The organism is Streptomyces purpurogeneiscleroticus (assembly GCF_020024005.1).
Taxonomy (GTDB): Bacteria; Actinomycetota; Actinomycetes; order Streptomycetales; family Streptomycetaceae; genus Streptomyces; species Streptomyces purpurogeneiscleroticus.
The window spans coordinates 29,009-47,485 of record NZ_NHSG01000196.1; the positions used below are offsets into that span (position 1 = coordinate 29,009).

Sequence of the window (18,477 nt, forward strand, 5' to 3'; positions counted from 1 at the left end):
GTCATTTGACGGCCCCACGCATGACCCCGGAGATCACCCAGCGCTGGGCGAAGACGTACACGAGGAGTACGGGTGCCAGCGCCATGAGATAGGAGGCGAAGGCCACGGTGTAGTTGGTGTTGAACTGGCTCTGGAAGACGTACTGCGCCAAGGGCAGCGTCTGTGTGCCGGGGTCGGAGAGGACGACCAGCGGCAGAAGGAAGTCGTTCCACGCCCACAGGCAGGTGAGGATGCCGACGGTGGCGTTCATCGGCATGAGCAGGGGGAAGATGATGCGCCAGAAGATCGTCCAGGTGCCGGCGCCGTCGGTGCGGGCCGCCTCTTCGAGTTCCTTGGGCACCGACCGCAGGAAGCCGACGTAGAGGAAGATGTTGAACGCCAGCCCGTAAACGATGTACAGCAGGATCAGTCCGGCCTGGTTGTCCAGGCCCAGCAGGGCGGTCTGCTTGACGACCGGCAGCATGATGATCGGGAACGGGACGAACAGGGCCGAGACGAAGTAGTAGTACAGCCCCTTGAAAAATCTGCGATGCATGTTGCGGGCGATGGCGTAGGCGACCAGGGAGTTGGTCAGCAGCGTCAGTACCACCGCGCCCACGGTGATCAGTGCGCTGTTCAGCAGCGCCGAGGGGAAGTGCGTCAGCTTCCAGGCGTCGGAGAAGTTGCTCCAGCGGATGTCCGTCGGCAGGCCGAAGCCGGAGCCGCCCAGCTGGTCGGGGGTTTTCAGCGCGGTGACAACGGTGAAGTACAGCGGCACGATGACCGTCAGGGACAGCACGGCCATCAGGGCCGTCAGCCACCAGTTGATGCGCGGCCTGCTCGGCCGGAGGAACCCTGGTTGACGGGGGATGGTGGCGGACATCAGACGCTCCCCTCGCGGCGCTGCAGTACGCGCAGCTGGAAGATTGAGATCACGACGATGCAGAGGAAGAACACCACGGCGTTGGCCGTCTGGTAGGCGTACTCGCCGCCGTTGAGGCCGCCGTTGTAAATGAGGTAGGCGACGGAGGTGGTGGACGTCCCCGGGCCGCCGCCCGTCAGAGCGGCGATGTGGTCGAAGACCTGCAGGAAGTTGCGCAGTGCCAGGACCATGTTGATGGTCACGAACGGTCCGATGAGCGGGAGGGTGACGGACCGGAACCGTTGCCAGGCGCCGGCCCCGTCCAGGGTGGCGGCCTCGTACAGATCCTCCGGAACGGTCTGCAGCCCGGCCAGGAAGATGATGACGTTGAACGCCACGGCCTGCCACACGGCGAGGACCGCCACTCCCACCCAGGCCAGATCCGGGTCGGCGAGGACGCTGGTGCTCAGCGCCCCGATGCCCAGCTTCTCGGCGATGTAGGGGAGGGAGTCGGAGAAGAGGTAGTTGAAGATGTAGCCGACGATGAGGATCGCCAGCAGGTTCGGCACGAAGAACACACCACGCAGGGTGTTGCGGAAGCGGATCCTGCCGTTGAGGCCCAGAGCGATGGCCAGCGCGATGAGGTTGGTCAGCACGGTGGCGACGGCGGCGAACCGGAACGTGAAGAGGTAGCTGTCCCAGATGCGGCTGTCCTGGAAGAGATTGAGGTAGTTGTCCGGCCCCACGAAGGTGTAGCGGCCGTAGCCTGCGTAGTTGGTGAGGCTGTAGTACATGCCCTGCACCACCGGGAAGGTGTGGAAGAGCAGAAACAGGGCGAGTGCGGGAAGCACCATCAGGTAGTAGGCCCGGCCGGCGAATCGGGAGCTTCGGCCGGTGCGCCGCGGTGCGCCGGGATCTGTGGATGCGGTGCGGGGTGGAGCGGTGAGCGCTGTCATCGTCTTTCCTCCTCTACCGGCTGTCACGACCGGCGCTCGATGGCCTTCGTGTACTCGCTGTCGAGGGTCCGCAGGAACGCGGTCCGGTTGCCGTCGATGAGGAATTGCTGCGCAATCGCCTCCAGATTGACGGCCCGCGGTATCCGGTGATCTACGAATCCGGTGATCCGGCCGTCGGCGATGTACGGCGTCAGCGGCTTGAGCGCCGGGTCGGAGGGGGCCGTGCCCTTCAGCGGAGGAATGGCGCTCTGCTCCTTGGAGTACGCGCTCACCACCTCGGGCCGCATCAGGTAGTTGATGAACGCCATCGACTCCTTGGGGTGACGAGGGTGGCGGCCCATGGTGAGCGCCACGTCCACACCCGACACCAGGCGGGCCGCCGCGGGGTCGTTCCCCGCCGGAAGGGGGAAGAAGCCGATGCCGAACTTCGGCTTGAACGTCTTGACGGGCGGCAGGGCGTAACTGCCCTGCACGTACATTGCTGCCTCTCCCTTGGCGAACGCCTGATTCGCGGTGTCGTAGTCCCGCGAGAGGGCGCCCTTCTGGGTATAGCGGTAGATCTCCGTCAGCTTGCGTGCGACCTCGGGGTAGTCCTTGCCGAAACTGGTTCGGCCCTGTCTGCGGGCGTCCCAGAAGCCATCGGGCGGGACGATGTTGGCGGCGAGCTGGTTGAACGGCGGCAGCGAGGTCCAGGCGTCCTTCAAGGCCCCGTAGAAGGGGGTGACTCCGGCCTTCTTGAAGGTCTTCGCCGCTTCGATGAGGTCGTCCCAGGTTCTGGGGACCTCGACCCCGTACTTGGCGAACAGTTCCTTGTTGTAGAGGACGCCGCTGGCGTTGGAGGCGAAGGGCAGTCCGTTGACCTCGCCCTTGCCGGCGGTGCCGAGGTCACCCAGCACCTTCTTCACCCCGGGAACGACCTCGCCCGTCACCTTCTTTCCGGAGAAGTCGTAGAACACCCCGGCCGACGCCAGCTCGCCGAACGTACTGGCCCCGTTGAGGGTGATGACGTCGGGAACGTCGTCCTTCACCAGCCGGGCGCGGATGGCGGTGTCCGGGTCCGGAGCGTGGTGCTGCTTCACCTTGATGCCCGGATGCTGGGCCTCGAAGTCGGCGATCAGCTTGTCGAACGTGCCGACGGCTTCGGGCTTGAACTGGAAGAAATCCAAGGTCACCGGTGCGTCCCGGTGCGAGGAAGGGGGGCTGCCGCACGCGCTCAGCAGCACGGCGGCCAGGCAGACGGATACGGATGTGCAGGCTCTGCCTCTTGCACGAGTCATGGTTCTCTCCAGCTGACGGGGTGGGTGTCGTCAGGCCCGGCGGGCTTCGATGAGGACCAGCCGCTCCGGGTACAGCGCGGGGGCCTGGACGCCGGCGGTGCTCAGCACTCGTCCGGACAGCTCCACCTTGTCGCCGTGCCACCAGGAAAGCTTGGAGTCGGTGGGACCCTCGGGGCGGTCTCCGGGCGGAAGCGGGGAGAGGCGGTAGACCGCTTCGGGGTCGAGGCCGGGCAGGCGGACGCGCCCGGGAGGCGACTGCACGCCGGTGGCCGTCTGCACCACGGCATAGACGGCACGGGACCGGTCGGGCGCCACGACGCCGTGCAGCCACAGGGCCGGGTCCGGGTGGTCGGCGTGGACGACGGTGCCCGAATGCAACAGGGGCCGCAGCCGCTTGTACGCCGAGACCCACTCCGCGAGGCGGACGCGCTCCTCGGCGGAGGCGAGGGTGAGGTCCCACTCGATACCGAAGTGGCCGAACAGGGCCGTTCCGGCGCGGAAGTCGAGGGTGTGGGCGCGGCCGGTCGTATGGGCGACGGGGGAGGCGACATGAGCGCCGAGGAGTTCGGGCGGCAGCAGGAGGCCGGTCCAACGTTGGATCTGCTGGCGTTCCAGGGCGTCGATGCAGTCGCTGGTCCACACCCGGTCGGTGCGTTCCAGGATGCCCAGGTCGACGCGTCCGCCGCCGGAGGAGCAGGACTCGATCTCCAGGCCGGGGTGGCGCGTGCGCAGTTCGTCGATCAGCCGGTACACCGCACCGGTCTGGGCGTGGACCCCTGCCGTCCCGCGCGGGCTGTGTCCGGCATCGACCAGGTCCCGGTTGTGGTCCCACTTGATGTAGCCGATGCGGTACTCGGCGACCAGGGCGTCCAGGCGCTCCAGAAGGTAGCCGTACGCCTCCGGATGGCCGAGGTCGAGGACCTGCTGGTTGCGGGCGGTCGGCGGGATGCGCCCGCCGGTGGCCATGACCCACTCGGGGTGGCTGCGGGCGAGGTCGGAGTCGGGGTTGACCATCTCCGGCTCGAACCAGAGGCCGAACTCCATGCCCAGCGCGTGCACATGGTTCACCAGCGGATGCAGCCCGTCGGGCCAGACACCCTTGTCCACGTACCAGTCGCCGAGCCCTGCGGTGTCGTCCCGGCGTCCCTGGAACCATCCGTCGTCGAGGACGAAGCGTTCCGCACCGACCTCGGACGCGGCGTCGGCGAGGGCCTTCAGCTTGCCCAGGTCCTGCTGGAAGTAGACGGCTTCCCAGGTGTTGAGGGTGACCGGGCGCGGCGTGCGGGGATGGTGCGCGCGGTCCCGCAGGTAGCTGTGGAAGCGCCCGGCCAGCTGATCGAGCCCGTGTCCGTACGAACCGTAGACCCACGGGGAGGCGTAGCACTCACCCGCGGCCAGCCGGACCTCACCGGGCAGCAGCGCTTCGCCCCCACCGAGCAGGCTCACGCCCGCGAGGGTGCGCTCGGCCAGCGAGCGGTGGTTTCCGCTCCAGGCGACGTGCAGTCCCCACACCTCGCCGGTGCGGAATCCGAACCCGCCCTCGCCCGCGACGTGCACGAGCGTCGCATCGAGTCCGGTGCGGCCCCGCCGGTTCTCCCGCAGATGCGTGCCGATGGTGAACTCGTGCCGCTGCGGGGCGCGTTCGCGCAGATGCCGGCCGGCGAGATCGAGCAGTTCCGTGGCCTGGCCGGGGACGGGGAAGGCGAGCAGCAGCCCGTCCACGGTGTACGGGCGCTCGCCGTCGTTGGTGAGCGTGGCCCGCTGCCGTAGGAGTCCCGACCCGGTGACCTCGATCTCCAGGCGCAACGCGAGTTCCGCCCGGTCATCGGCGGCGTCCACGACCAGGCGGTGCCGTACCGGGCCGTCGCCGTCGTCGTGGCCGTTGCAGTTGCCGTCGTTGGTGCCGCGCCGTACAGACCGGACGGTGAAGGCGGTGGAGAAGTCCTCACCGTCCCGGTGCCCCGTGAGGCCGGGCGTGCCGAGCCAGCCGGCGGACTGCTGCGGCAGCACGCTGACCGGTACCGGTTCGTCGAGTGAGCTCGACATGACCTGTGCCGCTTCGGTGCGGGCCAGTGTGGCCAGCGCGTCGCCGGTGAGTTCACCGAGATCCGCGCCCCAGTGGACGACCCGGGGCAGCAGACCGCCGGTGCAGTCCAGGACGAGGCTCATGCCGGCAGCGCGGAAGTGGAGGTAGTCGTCGAGGCAGTCGTCGTGGAGACGCTCGGACATACGAGATCCCTTGGAGAGGAGTGAGGACGCCCAGGGCCGTTGACAGGGCGGGCGAGTGAGTCGCTGACTCGGCAGTTACTTTCATTGTAGAAGTCTTACTTCGTCAACCCCTGAGAAACGCCCTCTTTTTGCGGGCGAAACAGTCAGGCTCACTACCGCTTGTTTTTGTAATGGAATAATCGACGGGTGCGTGGGACGATGAACTCCACATGACGCCCGTCTCTACACTCCCCGCGGAGGCCACCCGGTGGATGCCACGTCTGCGCCGTCGACCCCGCTCGCCGGAACCAGCCGCGCCGTGGCCCTGGAAGTGCTGCTGCGCGGGCCGGTCACCCGCAGCGAGATAGCGCGCCGCCTGTCCATGTCGGCCGGCAGTCTCACCCGGCTCGCCAGCCCCCTCGTCGACAGTGGACTGCTCGTGGAGGTGGACGCCGATCCCGGACACGAGGCCCGGACGGGACGCCGGTCCCGGCCGCTGGACATCAACCCCGCAGCGCACCACTTCATCGGCGCCAAGGTGACCGGCGATGATGTCCACGCCGTCCTCACGACGCTGCGTGCGGAGGTCGTCGGCTCCGCCCGCAAGCCGCTGCCCGGCCGCGATCCGGCCTCCGTCGTGGCGACCATCGCCGAACTGACCGGCGAACTCACCGCCGGGGGCCCGCGGATCAGCAGAGTAGGAGTCAGCCTCGGCGGGCGCGTCGCGCATCACACGACAGTCACGGCCGCGCCGTTCCTGGAGTGGTCCGAGGACGTCCCCCTCGGCAGCCTCCTCGCCGACGCCCTCGGCCTGCCCGTCACCGTCGACAACGACCTGCTGGCACTGACCCGGGCCGAGCACTGGTTCGGCACCGCCCGCGGCCACGACCGCTTCGCGGTCCTCACCATCGGCGCCGGCGTGGGTTACGGCCTGGTCATGCACGACACCATCGTCGACAGCCCGGACGTCGGCGTCGGACTGCTGGAGCACTGTCCCCTCGACCCGATGGGCCCGCTCTGCCCGAGCGGGCACCGGGGCTGCGCCACGGCCATGCTGTCGCGGCCCTCCATCTGCGCCGCTGTCTCCGTCGGACTGCGCCGTCCGGTGACGTACGACGAGTGCCTCGACCTCGCCGCGTACGGTGACCCGGTCGCCGCACCAGTCATCACCGCGGCCGGCCGTGCCCTCGGCCGCCTCCTCGCCGCGGTCGCCAACTTCACCCTGGTGGAGAAGGTCGTGCTCACGGGGGAGGGGGTGCGCCTGGCCGAGGTGGCCCGTAGTGCAGTCGACGAGGCCGTACGAGCCGACCGCGACCCCAGTACCGCCCCGCTCGAACTCGACGTGCAGCACAGCGACTTCACGTACTGGGCCCGTGGCGCCGCGGCCACCGCCATCCAGTCGTACGTCCTGGAGGAGACACCCGCGGCGGACTGAGGCCGCCCGTCCCGGCTGCCGCCGGTGACCACGGCCGTACGACTGATCAGGGAAAAGAGGCGCGACTCGGGTGGGGGACACCTGTCGCGTCCGGCTGTGCAACATGCGCACACCTCGTGTGTACATCGCTCAACGGGAGGTTAACTGGGCCGAAACCTCGTGGCAGCACACCTGCCGTGCAAAGGAGCACGCATGCCGGACAGCCCTGTGGCCGAGACGGCCGGTCATGATCCCCAGCGCAGAACACGGCGTCGCAATGCCATGGCCGCAGTGGTCGGATCCGTCCTGGAGTGGTACGACTTCTTTTTGTTCAGCACCTCCGCGGCGCTGGTGTTCAACAAGATCTACTTCTCGGGTGAATCCGAGTTCGCCGCCACTCTCGCCTCGTTCGCCACCTTCGCCGTCGGTTTCGCCGCACGTCCCGTGGGCGGGCTGATCCTGGCGCACTTCGGTGACCGTTGGGGACGCAAACCGGTGCTGATGGTGACGCTGCTGATGATGGGCTTCGGCACCCTGGCCATCGGTGTGCTGCCGACCTATGAACAGATAGGTCTGTGGGCGCCGGCGCTGCTTGTCGTCTGCCGGATCCTGCAGGGTCTCGGTGTCGGTGCCGAACTCGGTGGCGCCTATGTGTGGACCACCGAGAGCGCCAAGCCCGGCAATCGCGGCTTCTACGCGTCGCTGCCCGGCGCCGGCGAGTTCCTGGGCGTGTTGTGCGCGTCCGGATCCATGGCAGTGGTCTCCTCGCTGCCGCAGGAACAGTTCCTCAGCTGGGGATGGCGGCTGCCCTACCTCGCCTCGGTGCTCGTGGTGATCGGCGGCATCGTCCTGCGGTACACCTCCGAGGAGAGCGAGAGCTTCAAGGACGCCGTGGCCGAGGGCAGGACGGAGAAGGCCCCACTGGTGAAGGCGGTCCGCCACCACGGCCGGCGGATTCTGCTCATGATCGGCGCGGGCTGTGCCACCGCGATCGCCTCGTACTCGATCCAGGGCTATCTGCCCGCCTACACCACCCAGCAGCTCGGGCTGCCGGACAACGTGGCCGTCATCGCCATCACCGTGGCCTCCGCCGTCTCCATCTTCGGCGTGCCGGTCTGCGGCTGGCTGTGCGACCGGATCGGCCGACGCCCGCTGATGATCGCGGGCGGTCTGGCCATCGCCGTGTTCGCCGGACCGTTCTGGCTCCTGGTGGGCACGAAGTCGACGCCACTGATCGTGATGGCCGTGACCCTCGGGTTCGCCGTCATGCTCAATTCGATGATCTTCGGCCCGGCGGGTTCGTTCTTCTCCGAGCTGCTGCCCACCGAGGTGCGCTACACCGGTCTGGTCCTGGCCCGCGAAACCACCGCCGTACTGTTCTCCGGCACGGCGCCGTTCATCGCCACCCTGCTGGTACACGCGGGCGGCGGAAGTCCGTGGCTGCTCGCCGGGTACATGGCCCTGTCGGGGATCGTCACCGCCGTGTCGGTGCTGCTGCTGCCGGAGACCGCGCCTCGTGTGCTGCGCCGCAAGGAGCTCAAGGGCGGCGCCGGCGACGGCCGCACGCAGAACGACATCGAATACGCAGAGGTGTGAGGAAGAGTGTCAGAACCCGAAGTGCTGTGCCTCGGTGAGGCGATGGTCCTGGTGGCCCCCGCGCCGGGCGAGCGTCTCGCCACCGCACGCAGTGCGGCCATCCGGGTCGCCGGAGCCGAGTCGACGGTCGCGCAGTACCTCAGCGACCTCGGCCACCGGACCGCGTGGGCGAGCCGAGTGGGCGCCGACCCGCTGGGGGAGCAGGTACTGGCCGCGATCGCGCGCACGGGCGTCGATGTCGGCCACGTCGAGCGGGACCGCTCGGCACCGACCGGTGTGTACTTCAAGGACCCCGGCCCGGAGGGCACACGGGTGCACTACTACCGGGCCGGCTCGGCCGCCTCCAGGATGACGCCTGCCTACCTCGACGGCCTCCCGCTCTCCACGGCGCGCCTGGTGCACCTGTCCGGAGTGACACCTGCCCTCTCGGACGGCTGTGCTGCGACATCGACGGCTCTCTTCGAACGCGCACGTGCGGCCGGGAAGATCTGCTCGTTCGACGTCAACTACCGCTCCGCCCTGTGGAGTACGCAGCAAGCCGCCGGACCGCTCCTCGCCCTGGCACGCCAGGCGGACGTCGTCTTCGTCGGCCTCGACGAGGCCCAGCACGTCTGGGGGGCCGAGACCGCGGAACAGGTTCGTGAGCTGGTCGGGCCCGAAAGGCACCTCGTGGTGAAAAACGCGGATGTCGGCGCTACGCACTTCCCGCCCGGGGACGGCCCGGCCGTCTTCGTCCCCGCGAACCCGGTCGAGGTGGTCGAACCCGTCGGCGCGGGGGACGCCTTCGCGGCCGGTTACCTCTCCGCCTGGCTGCGCGGCGCCGAGCCGGCCGACCGACTGCGGCTCGGCCACCGGCTGGCCGCCTTCGCCCTGGGCGCGGTCGAGGACCACGCGGATGCCACCGTTCTGCGTACGACGGAGGCCGCCCGATGAGCCAGACCGTGGAACGCGCCATCTGTGTCCTGGAAATGATCAGCGAGAGCCCCCAGCATCCGACGGACGTCGCCGAAAGCCTGGGCGTCCACCGGACCACGGCGTTGCGTTTGTTGCAGGACCTGTGCCGAGGCGGGCTCGCCCGCAAGCGGGAGGACGGCTCGTTCGCCGTCGGCTACCGACTGGCCGGCCTGGCGCAGTCCGCACTGGAACAGTTCGACCTGCGCACCATTGCCCACCCGTACCTGCTGGAACTGGGGCGCAAGCTCCGCCTCACCGTGCACATCGCCACCGTCGAGGAAGGCCGCGTCTTCTACGTCGACAAGATCGACCCGCAGGGTGGAGTACGGCTGTACTCGCAGATCGGCAAGGCAGTCGTGCTGCACACCTCCGGCGTCGGCAAGGTGATCCTGGCCTATATGTCTCCGGAGGAGCGCGCCCAAGTCCTGGCGGGCTACTCCTACGAGCGGTTCACCGACGCGACGGTGACGACTGCCGACGACTTCGCCGCGCAGTTGAGCGAGATCCGCGAGCGCGGCTGGGCGGCGGACGACGGAGAGTACGAGCACTTCATCAACTGCGTTGCCGTTCCGGTCCGGGACGGCACGGGCGCGGTGCGCACCGCCCTGTCCGTCACGGCGCTCAAGGCACAGGTGGACCTCGCCCGGCTGCAAGAGTTGCTGCCGACGATCCGGACCACCGCCCACACCATCTCCCGAGCACTTGGCTGGACCCAATGACGCCGGACCCAATGACGCCGGACCCAATGACGACGGACCCAACGGTGACGCGCCACATGACCGAACACGACCGACTGTTCCAGGAGGCGTTCGACGACCTCCCCCTCATGGCGATTCTGCGCGGCTTCGACCCGCAACGCACCGTGGAGGTGAGCCGCCGGGCCTGGGATGTCGGCATCCGGCTCGTCGAAGTACCCGTCCAGAGCGATGCCGCGGTGACGGCGCTGCGGGCGGCGGTGGCAGCCGGTGAGGAGCGCGGCGCCGTGGTGGGCGCCGGCACGGTAACCACCCTCGAACGCGTGGAGCAGGCCGTGGCAGCGGGGGCACGCTTCACCGTTGCCCCCGGGTTCTCCCGCGAGGTCGCGGAGGCTTCGCTCGCCGCGGGCCTGCCGCATCTGCCGGGCGTGGCGACCGCCACCGAGATCCAGCAGGCCCAGGCACTCGGCCTGACCTGGCTCAAAGCCTTCCCCGCAGCCGATCTCGGGTCCGGCTGGATCACCGCGATGGCGGGGCCGTTCCCCGAGGCGCGCTTCGTGGCGACCGGTGGCATGGGCCTGCACAACACTGTGGAATTCCTCGACGCCGGAGCCGCCGCCGTCTCCCTGGGGTCGGCTCTGGCCGATCCCGCCCAGTTCGAGCGGCTCCCCGAGCTGATGGAAGAACTCAACCGAAAGGGACACCGATGAAGATCACAGCACTGGAGACGTTCTCCGTCGCACCGCGCTGGCTGTTCCTGGCCATCCGTACCGATGAGGGAATCACCGGCTGGGGCGAACCGGTGATCGAAGGCCGCTCGGCCACCGTCGCGGCCGCCGTCGAAGAGCTCTCGGACTACCTCGTCGGCGAGGACCCGTACCGCATCGAAGACCACTGGCAGGTACTCACCAAGGGCGGCTTCTACCGCGGCGGTCCGATCCTCTCCAGCGCGGTGGCCGGCATCGACCAGGCACTGTGGGACATCAAGGGCAAGGCCCTCGGCGTGCCCGTTTACGAGTTGCTGGGCGGTGCGGTGCGCGACCGCATGCGGACCTACTCCTGGATCGCCGGCGACGAGCCGGACCGGGTCGCCGAGCACGCCCGCGAGCGGATGGCGCAGGGCTTCGACGCTGTCAAGATGAACGGCACCGGCAGGGTTCGCGCCCTGGAGTCCAAGGCCGAACTCGACATGCTGGTGGGCCGCGTCGCCGCCGTGCGCGAGGCCATCGGTGACGAGGCCGACATCGCCATCGACTTCCACGGGCGCGTTTCCCCGGCCCTGGCCCGCGAGGCATGCCGTCTGCTGGAGCCGCTGCACCCGCTCTTCGTCGAAGAGCCGATCGTGCCCGAGCTGACCGGCGACTTCGAGCGCATCTGCGCCTCCACCGTCGTCCCGATCGCCACCGGTGAACGGCTGTACTCGCGCTGGGACTTCCGCGAGGTGCTCCGCTCCGGCATCGCCGTCGCCCAGCCCGACCTGTCCCACGCGGGCGGCATCTCGGAGGTCCGCAGGATCGCAGCGATGGCCGAGGCGCACGGCGTCTCCCTCGCCCCGCACTGCCCGCTCGGGCCGATCGCCTTCGCGGCCTCCCTGCAGATCGACTTCGCCACTCCCAACGCCCTCATTCAGGAGACGAGCCTCGGCATCCATTACAACGCCGACAACGACCTGCTGGACTACCTCGTCGACACCAGCGTCTTCGACTTCACCGACAGCCACATCGCCCGGCCCACCGGCCCCGGCCTGGGCATCGAGATCGACGAAGCCGCCGTACGCCGGGCCGCCGAGGCAGGCCAGCGCTGGCGCAACCCGGTATGGCGCCAGGCCGACGGCTCCTTGGCCGAGTGGTAGGACCTGCACTCTCCTCTACTCTTTCGGGTCTGCTCTTCCGGGCCCGCAGGCCGGGCTCCTGAGGCGGGGGCCCGGCACGTCGTGGATACCGTCGAAGGCCAACTCCCTTACGTGCCCGACGGTCCGGGCGAATCGCTCGACCTCTCTGCCGACCGACGACACGGCGCGCACCAGGACCGCGCCGTCGTCGTCGCCTCACCTGGCAACGGCTCTTCCGCCACAGCGTGCCCACGGGACGTCACCGCATGCGGTGAGTCTGCCGCAGCAGAAGAAAAGCCGCTCAAGTCGCCCTCGACGCCGATTGCGTCGAGGATCCTCCAAGCTCTGAGCGCGATGCCCCCTCGCTCATCAGTGGCGGGCTCGTTTGATCGATCATTCTCCGGCTCTTGACGCGCGCTTCACGCAAGGGCAACATCCATCATCACTAAGCGATAAACCTTATCACGCAATGATAATCCCTGATGGATGGCGAGGAGGCCACTCATGCGTGTCGGAGTGCTCGGACTGGGCGAGGCGGGAGCCCTGTATGCGACGGGGTTCCTGGAGAGCGGCTGGTCGGTGGTGGGATACGACCCGGGGGAGGTGCCCACTCCCAACGGGGTGGAGCGTGCCGGGAGCGTCGAGGCCGCGGTGCGGGGATGTGACTTGGTACTCGGACTGACCGGCGCGAGGGTGGCCCTTGAGGTGGCTCAGCAGGCCGCCCCGCATTTGGGTGCCGCCGCCGTGTACGCGGACATGAACGCAGGCGCTCCGGGACTGAAGCAGCGCATCGCGGAGGTGGTGAGTGCCTCGTCGGGGGCCGTCTTCGCGGACGTGTCGGTCATCGGCTCGGTTCCCGCCAACCGCCACCGCACCGCCCTGGTGACCAGTGGTCCCGGCGCCACGGTGGTCGCCGACTACTTCGGCGCGTTGGGAGCCCCGGTGGAGGACCTGGGCGGGGAGCCGGGGGCGGCCTCGGCCCGCAAGCTGCTGCGCAGTGTGTTCATGAAGGGCTTGGGCGCAGTCATCGTGCAGGCTGTGGAGGCGGGCCGGGCAGCTGGTGACGAGCCCTGGGTACGGGAGCAGATTGCCGCGGAACTCGCCGGTGGTGAGAACACTCTGCAGCGGCTGTACGCGGGTACCACCAAGCACGGCCTGCGCCGGGCGTTCGAGCTCTCCGCCGCCGCGGATCTGCTGGCCGACCTCGACCTGGATGCCGAGCTCGCCCGCGCGGTCGGTCGCGTGCACACGTTGGCGGCCCGCCCAGAGCGGCTGCACGACATGCCGCTTGTCTCCGACGAGCTGCTCGCCGCGCATCGCGACATCGCCACCGCCAACATCGGTGACGCGGTGGACCGGCTCGGCCTGCTGGACTCGGGGATCCGGCCGATGTGGCAGGGGGCGCGGGCCATCGGGCGGGCGCTGACCGTGTGGACCCGCGCGGGTGACAACCGTGCCATCCACGAGGCCGTCAAGGCCGCGGTGCCCGGTGACTTCATCGTCGTCAACGGGGAGGGCGACACCTCCCGAGCGCTGATCGGCGAGCTGATCGCCGAACGCGCCAAGTCCCGCGGCGTGGTGGGCATGGTCCTGGACGGCGCGGCCCGTGACATCGACGTGCTCGCCGAGATCGGCTTCCCCGTCTGGGCGCGCGCGGTGACTCCGGCAGGCCCGTACAAGTTCGGTCCCGGGCACGTCAATGTGCCCGTCGCGGTGGGCGGGCTCGTCTGCCGACCGGGGGATCTGGTCGTGGCGGACAGCGACGGAGTCGCCGTCGTCCCCGCCGACCGGGCAGAGTCGGTGCTCGCTGCCGCCCGCGCGGTCGAGGCCGACGAAGCAGGACGCCGCGCCTCCATCCGTGCCGCCGCGGCCGGAACAGGAGGCGCATCGTGATCGCAGTATGGGCGCTGGGCTGCTACATCGCAGCCATCATCGTGTGGAACTCAGTCCTCAGACGGAACATCGGCGAGGCGCTGCTCGTGGGGTTCCTGGTCACCGGTCTGTTCGCGGGCGGCGACATCGGCCACGTGATGTGGAGCAGCTTCGCCGAGGCAATGCAGGAAGAGGTCACCTTCGCCGCCCTCGCCTTCGTCTTCATGAGCTACCTGCTGGCCCGCACTCCGGTCCTGGACCACCTCCTGGACATCCTCAACTCACTGCTCGGACGGTTGCGCGGCGGCCCCATCTACACCTCCACCGTCGCCTCCGGCGTCTTCGGCGCCATTGCCCACGTGGGCGCCGCGATCACCGCGGCGGTCGGTTCGGTGACCATTCCGTGGATGAAGCGCTCGAACGTGAGCGGCGAGATCGCGGCCACCGTCGCGGCGGGCGGCGCCGGCATGGGCGTCACTTTCCCGTTCAGCTCCACCATGTTCATCCTCATGGGCTCGGCAGGCGTCGCCTCGGTCGTATCCACCGACGAGATCGTGCTCCCGCTGTTCCTCGGCGGCCTGTGGTGCCTGGGATACCGCCTGCTCGCGGCGTTCGTCATGGTCCGTCGCTACGGCATCCGGCCGGTGGACACCTCCGAGCTGCAGCCGCTGCGCCGCACACTGGGCGCGGGCTGGACCAGCCTGCTCCTGTTCGGCGGTATCGCGATCCCCCTGCTGCTGACCCGCGGGCCGCTCGCCGGCGACCTCGGCCGCTATGTGGGGGCCACGATGTCGGACGCGATCAGCCTGATCACCTGGATACCGGTCCTCATGATCGCCATCGTGCTGCTGCTCGGCCGACGGCATCTGCCGCACACCGGACGTGCCTGGTGGGAGCTGCTCGGTGGCGCCGCGCCGCAATTCGGTGTCCTCGGCGTCACCATCATCGCCGCCTTCTCCGCCGCCAACGCCCTGGGCGAACTCGGCCTGCCCCGGCAACTGACCGATCTGCTCGCCGGGGTCGAAGCACCGCTGTGGGCCATGGCTCTGGTCGTCGGTGTCCTCGTCGTCGGCGTCGCCGTCCCGCTCACCGCCAGTGCGACCATGGCCGCCATCGGCCCCGTCGCGGTCTCCGCACTGATCGGCGCCGGAGTCTCCCCGGCCACCGCCTGCGTCGCCGTACTGATCTTCGCCTCCACCGAGGGTGCCTCGCCTCCCTCGGGAGCACCGATCTTCGTCGCCAGCGGCATCGCGGGCGTCGACCCCTCCCGCACCTTCGTGCCACTGCTCACCTACTACTGCATCCCCATCCTGTTCATCGGGGCCGCCGTGGCCACCGGCGTCCTGCCCGTCTGACCCGGCCGACCGAAAGGCCCCACCATGCCCGTCCGATCCCTTCAGTTCCTCTTCCGCCTCAGCATCATCGCCTTCTTGGCCGGAGGCTTGGTCATCGTCACCGGTCAGGCTCTGGGTATCGCCCTGGGCGACGCCGGCTGGGTCGCGGCCGTCGAGGAGGACGCCGGCCCGTCGACCTTCATCTCCGCCGGCATCAGCGGACTGCTCGCCTTCGTCCTCTCCTACCTCAAGGACGAGAAGACCGGCGCGCCCGCCGCGCATCCCGCGCCGCAATCGGCCGCAGGACCCGGGCCGCAGTAGGAGAGGGCCGGCAGCCTGGACGCATTCGGCGATCGGGTGATCCCCCAGGCGCGCGCGTTCTGATAACTCTTATCGGAGTACGGAACAACCGCGTGCCACGCCGAACCTCCAGGAGTCCACTGCTCATGGCCACTTCCTCCGCCACCCCCATGCGCTCGCTCGACAGGGCCTTCGACGTCCTGGGCGTCCTCGAAGACGCCCGCCAACCGCTGCGTCTGAGCGACGTCGCCCGCCGCGCGGAACTGCACGTGGCCACCGCACAGCGCATCCTGAACGTCCTCATCGACCGCGGCTACGCGGCCAAGGAGGAGGCCGGATACGTCGCCGGGCCCGCGGCTGTCGCCACCGCCCACGCCTTCCTGGTCAACAACCGACTCAGCCAGGTCGCCCTGCCGATCCTCCAGGAGCTGGCAGCCACCACCGGCCTCACCCCGACCCTGTTCGTACGGGTAGGCCGCGCACGGGTACCGATCGCCCGCGTCGAAGGCCGCAACCCGCTGCGCTACCAACTGCCCATCGGCGACAAGCTCCCGCTGCACCTGGGCGCGGGCAAAGCCCTGCTGGCCTGGCTGCCCGAGGAGGAACAAGCGGCCTACACCGACACCGTGACCCCCTTCACCCTCGCCTCCGGCGAGCAGACCACCGCCGACGGCCTGACCGCCGAACTGCGGCGTGTGAAGGAGGACGGCTACGCCCTCGCCCATGGCGAACGCGTCCTGGACGTCACCTCGATCAGCGCTCCCATCCTCCACGGCGAAAGGCTCCTCGGCGCACTCAGTGTTGCCGGCCCCAGCAGCGACCTTCCCGAGACCGAACACCCCCACCTCATCACCGAAGTCCGACGCGCGGCGGACGCCATCGCCGTCCGCTGCGCCTGACCGAAAGACAGCCCGTGCCCCTGCCCACCTACCGGGAACTCCTCCAGCGCACCGACGCACCGCCCGGATCCAGCTGGCACCTCTTCCCCCACGAGCCCGAACGCGGCATGGCCAACTTCGCCGGCCCGCGCCAGGTCCTGCGCGCCGCACAGTGCGTCCGCAACGGCCACGCCGTGAACCTGGACTACCCCCTCGATGCGTTCGACCCACCCATGTCCAGAGCACGCGGCATTCCCCAACACCGCATCACCGCCAAACACGCCCAGGCCCGCGACGATGTCCTGGACGGCTTCCACCTCCAGGCCAGCACCCAGATCGACGGGCTGCGCCACCGGCGCGCCTCGGGCCACGGTTTCTACAACGGCGTACCCGACGACGACATCACACCGCGCAGCCCACGCCTGGGAGTCCAGCTGTGGGCCGAGACGCCGCTGGCCGGGCGCGGACTGCTCATCGACGTCGAAGGGCTCCTGCGCGAACGCGGCACCCCACTCGACCATGCCGCCGGCCCCGCCCTCACCCCGGCGGACCTCGACGAGGCGCTGGCCGCGCAGGGGTGCCATATCGAGGAGGGCGACCTGGTACTCGTCCACACCGGCTGGGCCCACTGGTACCTCAACGCGGACACCGCCCTGCAGAACGAAGTCCGGGCCGCACGGCGCGCCACCGGATTCGCCCAGACCCGCGAGTTCGCCGCCTGGTGCTGGGACCACCGCATCGCCCTCATGGCCACCGACACCTTCGCCGTCGAAGTACTCCCCGTCCTGCGCGACAGCGCCTTCCACGACAGCGCTCCCGAGGACGCCGGGATGATGCACCAAGAGCTGATCGCCAAACTCGGCCTCCCCCTGGGCGAGTTGTGGAACCTGACCGCCCTGGCCGCCGACTGCCGGTCCACCGGCCGCTGGGACAGCCTTGTCACAGTGAAACCGCTCCACCTCACCGGCGGCGTGGGATCACCGGCCAACGCCACCGCACTCCGCTGAGCCCCGAGGCCGGTGCGCCCAGCCGATGGATCGGGCCGGTGCTCAGGGACAGGGGCAGCCGCGTGCCTGATGCGTGCGGAGGGAGCCCATCGCACCGACGTAGCCGACGGACAGGTCGAGCGCGAGGCGCAGCAGGGGTATGTCGAATTCGGTGCCGTGGGTGAGGACGCAGACCGCCGTTCGGGCGTCCACCGTCGTGCGCTCCAGATAGCGGTGGGGCCAGTCGACCGGGTTCCGTGGGGGCTGCGGGAACGACCGGAACTGGCCCGGGCGGCGTTCGACGAGGCGGTGGACTGGCAGTCGCCGGTGCAGACCTTCTTCCGTACGGCCACCGCCGACGTCGACATCGCCGGGACGGTCATCCCCAAGGAGACCAAAATCCTGATGTTCCTCGGCTCGGCCAACCGGGACCCCGACCGCTGGGAGAACCCCGACCGCTTCGACCTGACACGTGACCCCTCGGGGCACGTCGGCTTCGGGATGGGCATCCATCAGTGCATCGGCCAGCACGTCGCCCGCCTCGAGGCCGAGACGCTGCTGGCCGCCCTGGCCCGACGCGTCACCGGCATCGAACTCGCCGGAGAGCCGCAACGCCACCCCAACAACACCCTGCGCTCCTGGGCGTCTCTCCCCATCCGCATGCGCACGGACCTCTAACTCAGCCCGAGAGGCAGCGGTCGAGGTCTTTCACGACCTTTGCGGTGCCACAGGCCGCCTGTGTCGGATCCGGCGGCCAGGGGGCCGCGGAGTGGCCGGCCGTCCGGGGCGTATTTGTCGACGGCAACGGCGCCGTCGACAAGTACGAGCCGACGACCCGGTCACGGAACAACCGGGCATCGGCGCAGTCCGGTCCGGCTCTGTTCCTGCGAGGGCCTGGGTTCGCTACTCCGCGTCGCCCATGTCGAGGACGATCTTGCCGACCACCGTGCCCGTGCGCAGGTGCTCGACCGCTTCGCCGAGGGCGTTCATTGCGTAGCGCTCGTAGGGCAGTGACAGTGCGCCGGAGGACAGGTCGGGCAGGAGGCGTAGGACCTCGGGGGCGACTTCCTGGCCGCGGGAGATCATGTTGACCGGGAGGAGGGAGACGTCGGCGAGGAAGAAGTCTGTGAGGTCGAGGGTGAGTTCGCGGCCGGCGGTGTAGCCGAGGAGGGCGGCCCGGCCGCGCGGGCGGACGAGGGTGAGGGCGGTGCGCAGGATGGTGCCGCCGACCGTGTCGATCAGGACGTCGACCTTGCCGCCGAGCGTTTCTTCGGTGAGGTCGGAGGCGAGCTGGGCCTTGGCGGCGTCGGGTACGTGCGGCAGTTTCGCGGGGCG

At 69.3% G+C, this 18,477-nt stretch carries 17 protein-coding genes and 1 pseudogene; 12 read left to right on the plus strand and 6 right to left on the minus strand.

Annotation, left to right across the window (positions count from 1 at the left end; all coding sequences use genetic code 11):
- Position 1 precedes the first annotated feature (1 nt).
- The 4 genes from CCS38_RS12715 to CCS38_RS12730 form a co-directional block, all read right to left on the minus strand.
- Positions 2-862, minus strand: coding sequence for a carbohydrate ABC transporter permease (locus CCS38_RS12715; RefSeq protein WP_223733346.1), 861 nt, complete (start codon positions 860-862; stop codon positions 2-4).
- Complete coding sequence (locus CCS38_RS12720) at positions 862-1,695, minus strand: carbohydrate ABC transporter permease (RefSeq protein WP_223733347.1); 834 nt, start codon at positions 1,693-1,695, stop codon at positions 862-864. The genes CCS38_RS12715 and CCS38_RS12720 overlap by 1 nt, the downstream gene beginning before the upstream one ends.
- 125 nt (positions 1,696-1,820) lie before the next feature.
- Positions 1,821-2,969: an ABC transporter substrate-binding protein gene (locus tag CCS38_RS12725; protein ID WP_223733348.1), complete on the minus strand. Its 1,149-nt coding sequence runs from the start codon at positions 2,967-2,969 to the stop codon at positions 1,821-1,823.
- A gap of 135 nt (positions 2,970-3,104) precedes the next feature.
- Positions 3,105-5,303, minus strand: a complete 2,199-nt coding sequence (locus tag CCS38_RS12730; protein WP_223733349.1) for an alpha-galactosidase — start codon at positions 5,301-5,303, stop codon at positions 3,105-3,107.
- A 247-nt stretch (positions 5,304-5,550) separates the two neighbouring features.
- Between CCS38_RS12730 and CCS38_RS12735 the strand changes: the two genes are divergently transcribed.
- The 11 genes from CCS38_RS12735 (at position 5,551) to CCS38_RS12785 (ending at position 17,163) form a co-directional block, all read left to right on the plus strand.
- Positions 5,551-6,717 (plus strand): ROK family transcriptional regulator, encoded by a 1,167-nt coding sequence (locus CCS38_RS12735; RefSeq protein WP_223733350.1) that lies wholly within the window; start codon positions 5,551-5,553, stop codon positions 6,715-6,717.
- Positions 6,718-6,909: 192 nt separating this feature from the next.
- On the plus strand, positions 6,910-8,292 hold the full coding sequence (locus CCS38_RS12740; RefSeq protein ID WP_223733351.1) for an MFS transporter: 1,383 nt from the start codon (positions 6,910-6,912) through the stop codon (positions 8,290-8,292).
- A gap of 6 nt (positions 8,293-8,298) precedes the next feature.
- Positions 8,299-9,225 carry a sugar kinase gene (locus tag CCS38_RS12745; protein WP_223733352.1) on the plus strand — a complete coding sequence of 309 codons (927 nt, stop codon included), beginning with the start codon at positions 8,299-8,301 and terminating at the stop codon, positions 9,223-9,225.
- Positions 9,222-9,965 (plus strand): IclR family transcriptional regulator, encoded by a 744-nt coding sequence (locus CCS38_RS12750; protein WP_223733353.1) that lies wholly within the window; start codon positions 9,222-9,224, stop codon positions 9,963-9,965. Before CCS38_RS12745 ends, CCS38_RS12750 begins: the two co-directional genes overlap by 4 nt.
- A 56-nt stretch (positions 9,966-10,021) precedes the next feature.
- The gene (locus CCS38_RS12755; RefSeq protein WP_223733354.1) at positions 10,022-10,651 is read left to right on the plus strand and encodes a bifunctional 4-hydroxy-2-oxoglutarate aldolase/2-dehydro-3-deoxy-phosphogluconate aldolase; all 630 of its coding nucleotides are present in this window, start codon (positions 10,022-10,024) and stop codon (positions 10,649-10,651) included.
- A complete protein-coding gene (gene dgoD / locus CCS38_RS12760; protein WP_223733355.1) occupies positions 10,648-11,793 on the plus strand; it encodes a galactonate dehydratase in 1,146 nt (381 codons plus the stop codon). The genes CCS38_RS12755 and dgoD overlap by 4 nt, the downstream gene beginning before the upstream one ends.
- Positions 11,794-12,276: 483 nt before the next feature.
- Positions 12,277-13,665: an RraA family protein gene (locus tag CCS38_RS12765; protein WP_223733356.1), complete on the plus strand. Its 1,389-nt coding sequence runs from the start codon at positions 12,277-12,279 to the stop codon at positions 13,663-13,665.
- Entirely contained in the window at positions 13,662-14,999 is a 1,338-nt protein-coding gene (locus tag CCS38_RS12770; protein ID WP_223733357.1) for a TRAP transporter large permease subunit, read from the plus strand. The genes CCS38_RS12765 and CCS38_RS12770 overlap by 4 nt, the downstream gene beginning before the upstream one ends.
- Positions 15,000-15,023: 24 nt before the next feature.
- A complete protein-coding gene (locus CCS38_RS12775) occupies positions 15,024-15,299 on the plus strand; it encodes a hypothetical protein (protein ID WP_223733358.1) in 276 nt (91 codons plus the stop codon).
- Positions 15,300-15,424: 125 nt separating this feature from the next.
- Positions 15,425-16,177 carry an IclR family transcriptional regulator gene (locus tag CCS38_RS12780; protein WP_223733359.1) on the plus strand — a complete coding sequence of 251 codons (753 nt, stop codon included), beginning with the start codon at positions 15,425-15,427 and terminating at the stop codon, positions 16,175-16,177.
- 14 nt (positions 16,178-16,191) lie between these two features.
- Positions 16,192-17,163, plus strand: coding sequence for a cyclase family protein (locus CCS38_RS12785; protein ID WP_223733360.1), 972 nt, complete (start codon positions 16,192-16,194; stop codon positions 17,161-17,163).
- 60 nt (positions 17,164-17,223) lie between these two features.
- Here CCS38_RS12785 and CCS38_RS12790 read toward each other — a convergent pair.
- Positions 17,224-17,394 (minus strand): annotated as a pseudogene (locus CCS38_RS12790) (XdhC family protein); the annotation flags it as partial.
- On the opposite strand from CCS38_RS12790, the gene CCS38_RS12795 reads away from it, so the two are divergent.
- Positions 17,377-17,820: a cytochrome P450 gene (locus CCS38_RS12795; protein ID WP_223733363.1), complete on the plus strand. Its 444-nt coding sequence runs from the start codon at positions 17,377-17,379 to the stop codon at positions 17,818-17,820. The pseudogene CCS38_RS12790 and the gene CCS38_RS12795 sit on opposite strands and share 18 nt — an antisense overlap.
- A gap of 225 nt (positions 17,821-18,045) precedes the next feature.
- Here CCS38_RS12795 and CCS38_RS12800 read toward each other — a convergent pair.
- Positions 18,046-18,477 (minus strand): zinc-binding dehydrogenase (locus CCS38_RS12800; RefSeq protein WP_223733361.1); only part of this gene is annotated, 432 nt, incomplete at its 5' end.

Coding starts and splice junctions, on each gene's coding strand:
- CCS38_RS12755 (WP_223733354.1), top strand. CDS start 10,022: ATGACCGAACACGACCGACTGTTCCAGGAGGCGTTCGACGACCTCCCC.
- CCS38_RS12715 (WP_223733346.1), bottom strand. CDS start 862: ATGTCCGCCACCATCCCCCGTCAACCAGGGTTCCTCCGGCCGAGCAGG.
- CCS38_RS12765 (WP_223733356.1), top strand. CDS start 12,277: ATGCGTGTCGGAGTGCTCGGACTGGGCGAGGCGGGAGCCCTGTATGCG.
- dgoD (WP_223733355.1), top strand. CDS start 10,648: ATGAAGATCACAGCACTGGAGACGTTCTCCGTCGCACCGCGCTGGCTG.
- CCS38_RS12775 (WP_223733358.1), top strand. CDS start 15,024: ATGCCCGTCCGATCCCTTCAGTTCCTCTTCCGCCTCAGCATCATCGCC.
- CCS38_RS12780 (WP_223733359.1), top strand. CDS start 15,425: ATGGCCACTTCCTCCGCCACCCCCATGCGCTCGCTCGACAGGGCCTTC.
- CCS38_RS12730 (WP_223733349.1), bottom strand. CDS start 5,303: ATGTCCGAGCGTCTCCACGACGACTGCCTCGACGACTACCTCCACTTC.
- CCS38_RS12740 (WP_223733351.1), top strand. CDS start 6,910: ATGCCGGACAGCCCTGTGGCCGAGACGGCCGGTCATGATCCCCAGCGC.
- CCS38_RS12750 (WP_223733353.1), top strand. CDS start 9,222: ATGAGCCAGACCGTGGAACGCGCCATCTGTGTCCTGGAAATGATCAGC.
- CCS38_RS12720 (WP_223733347.1), bottom strand. CDS start 1,695: ATGGTGCTTCCCGCACTCGCCCTGTTTCTGCTCTTCCACACCTTCCCG.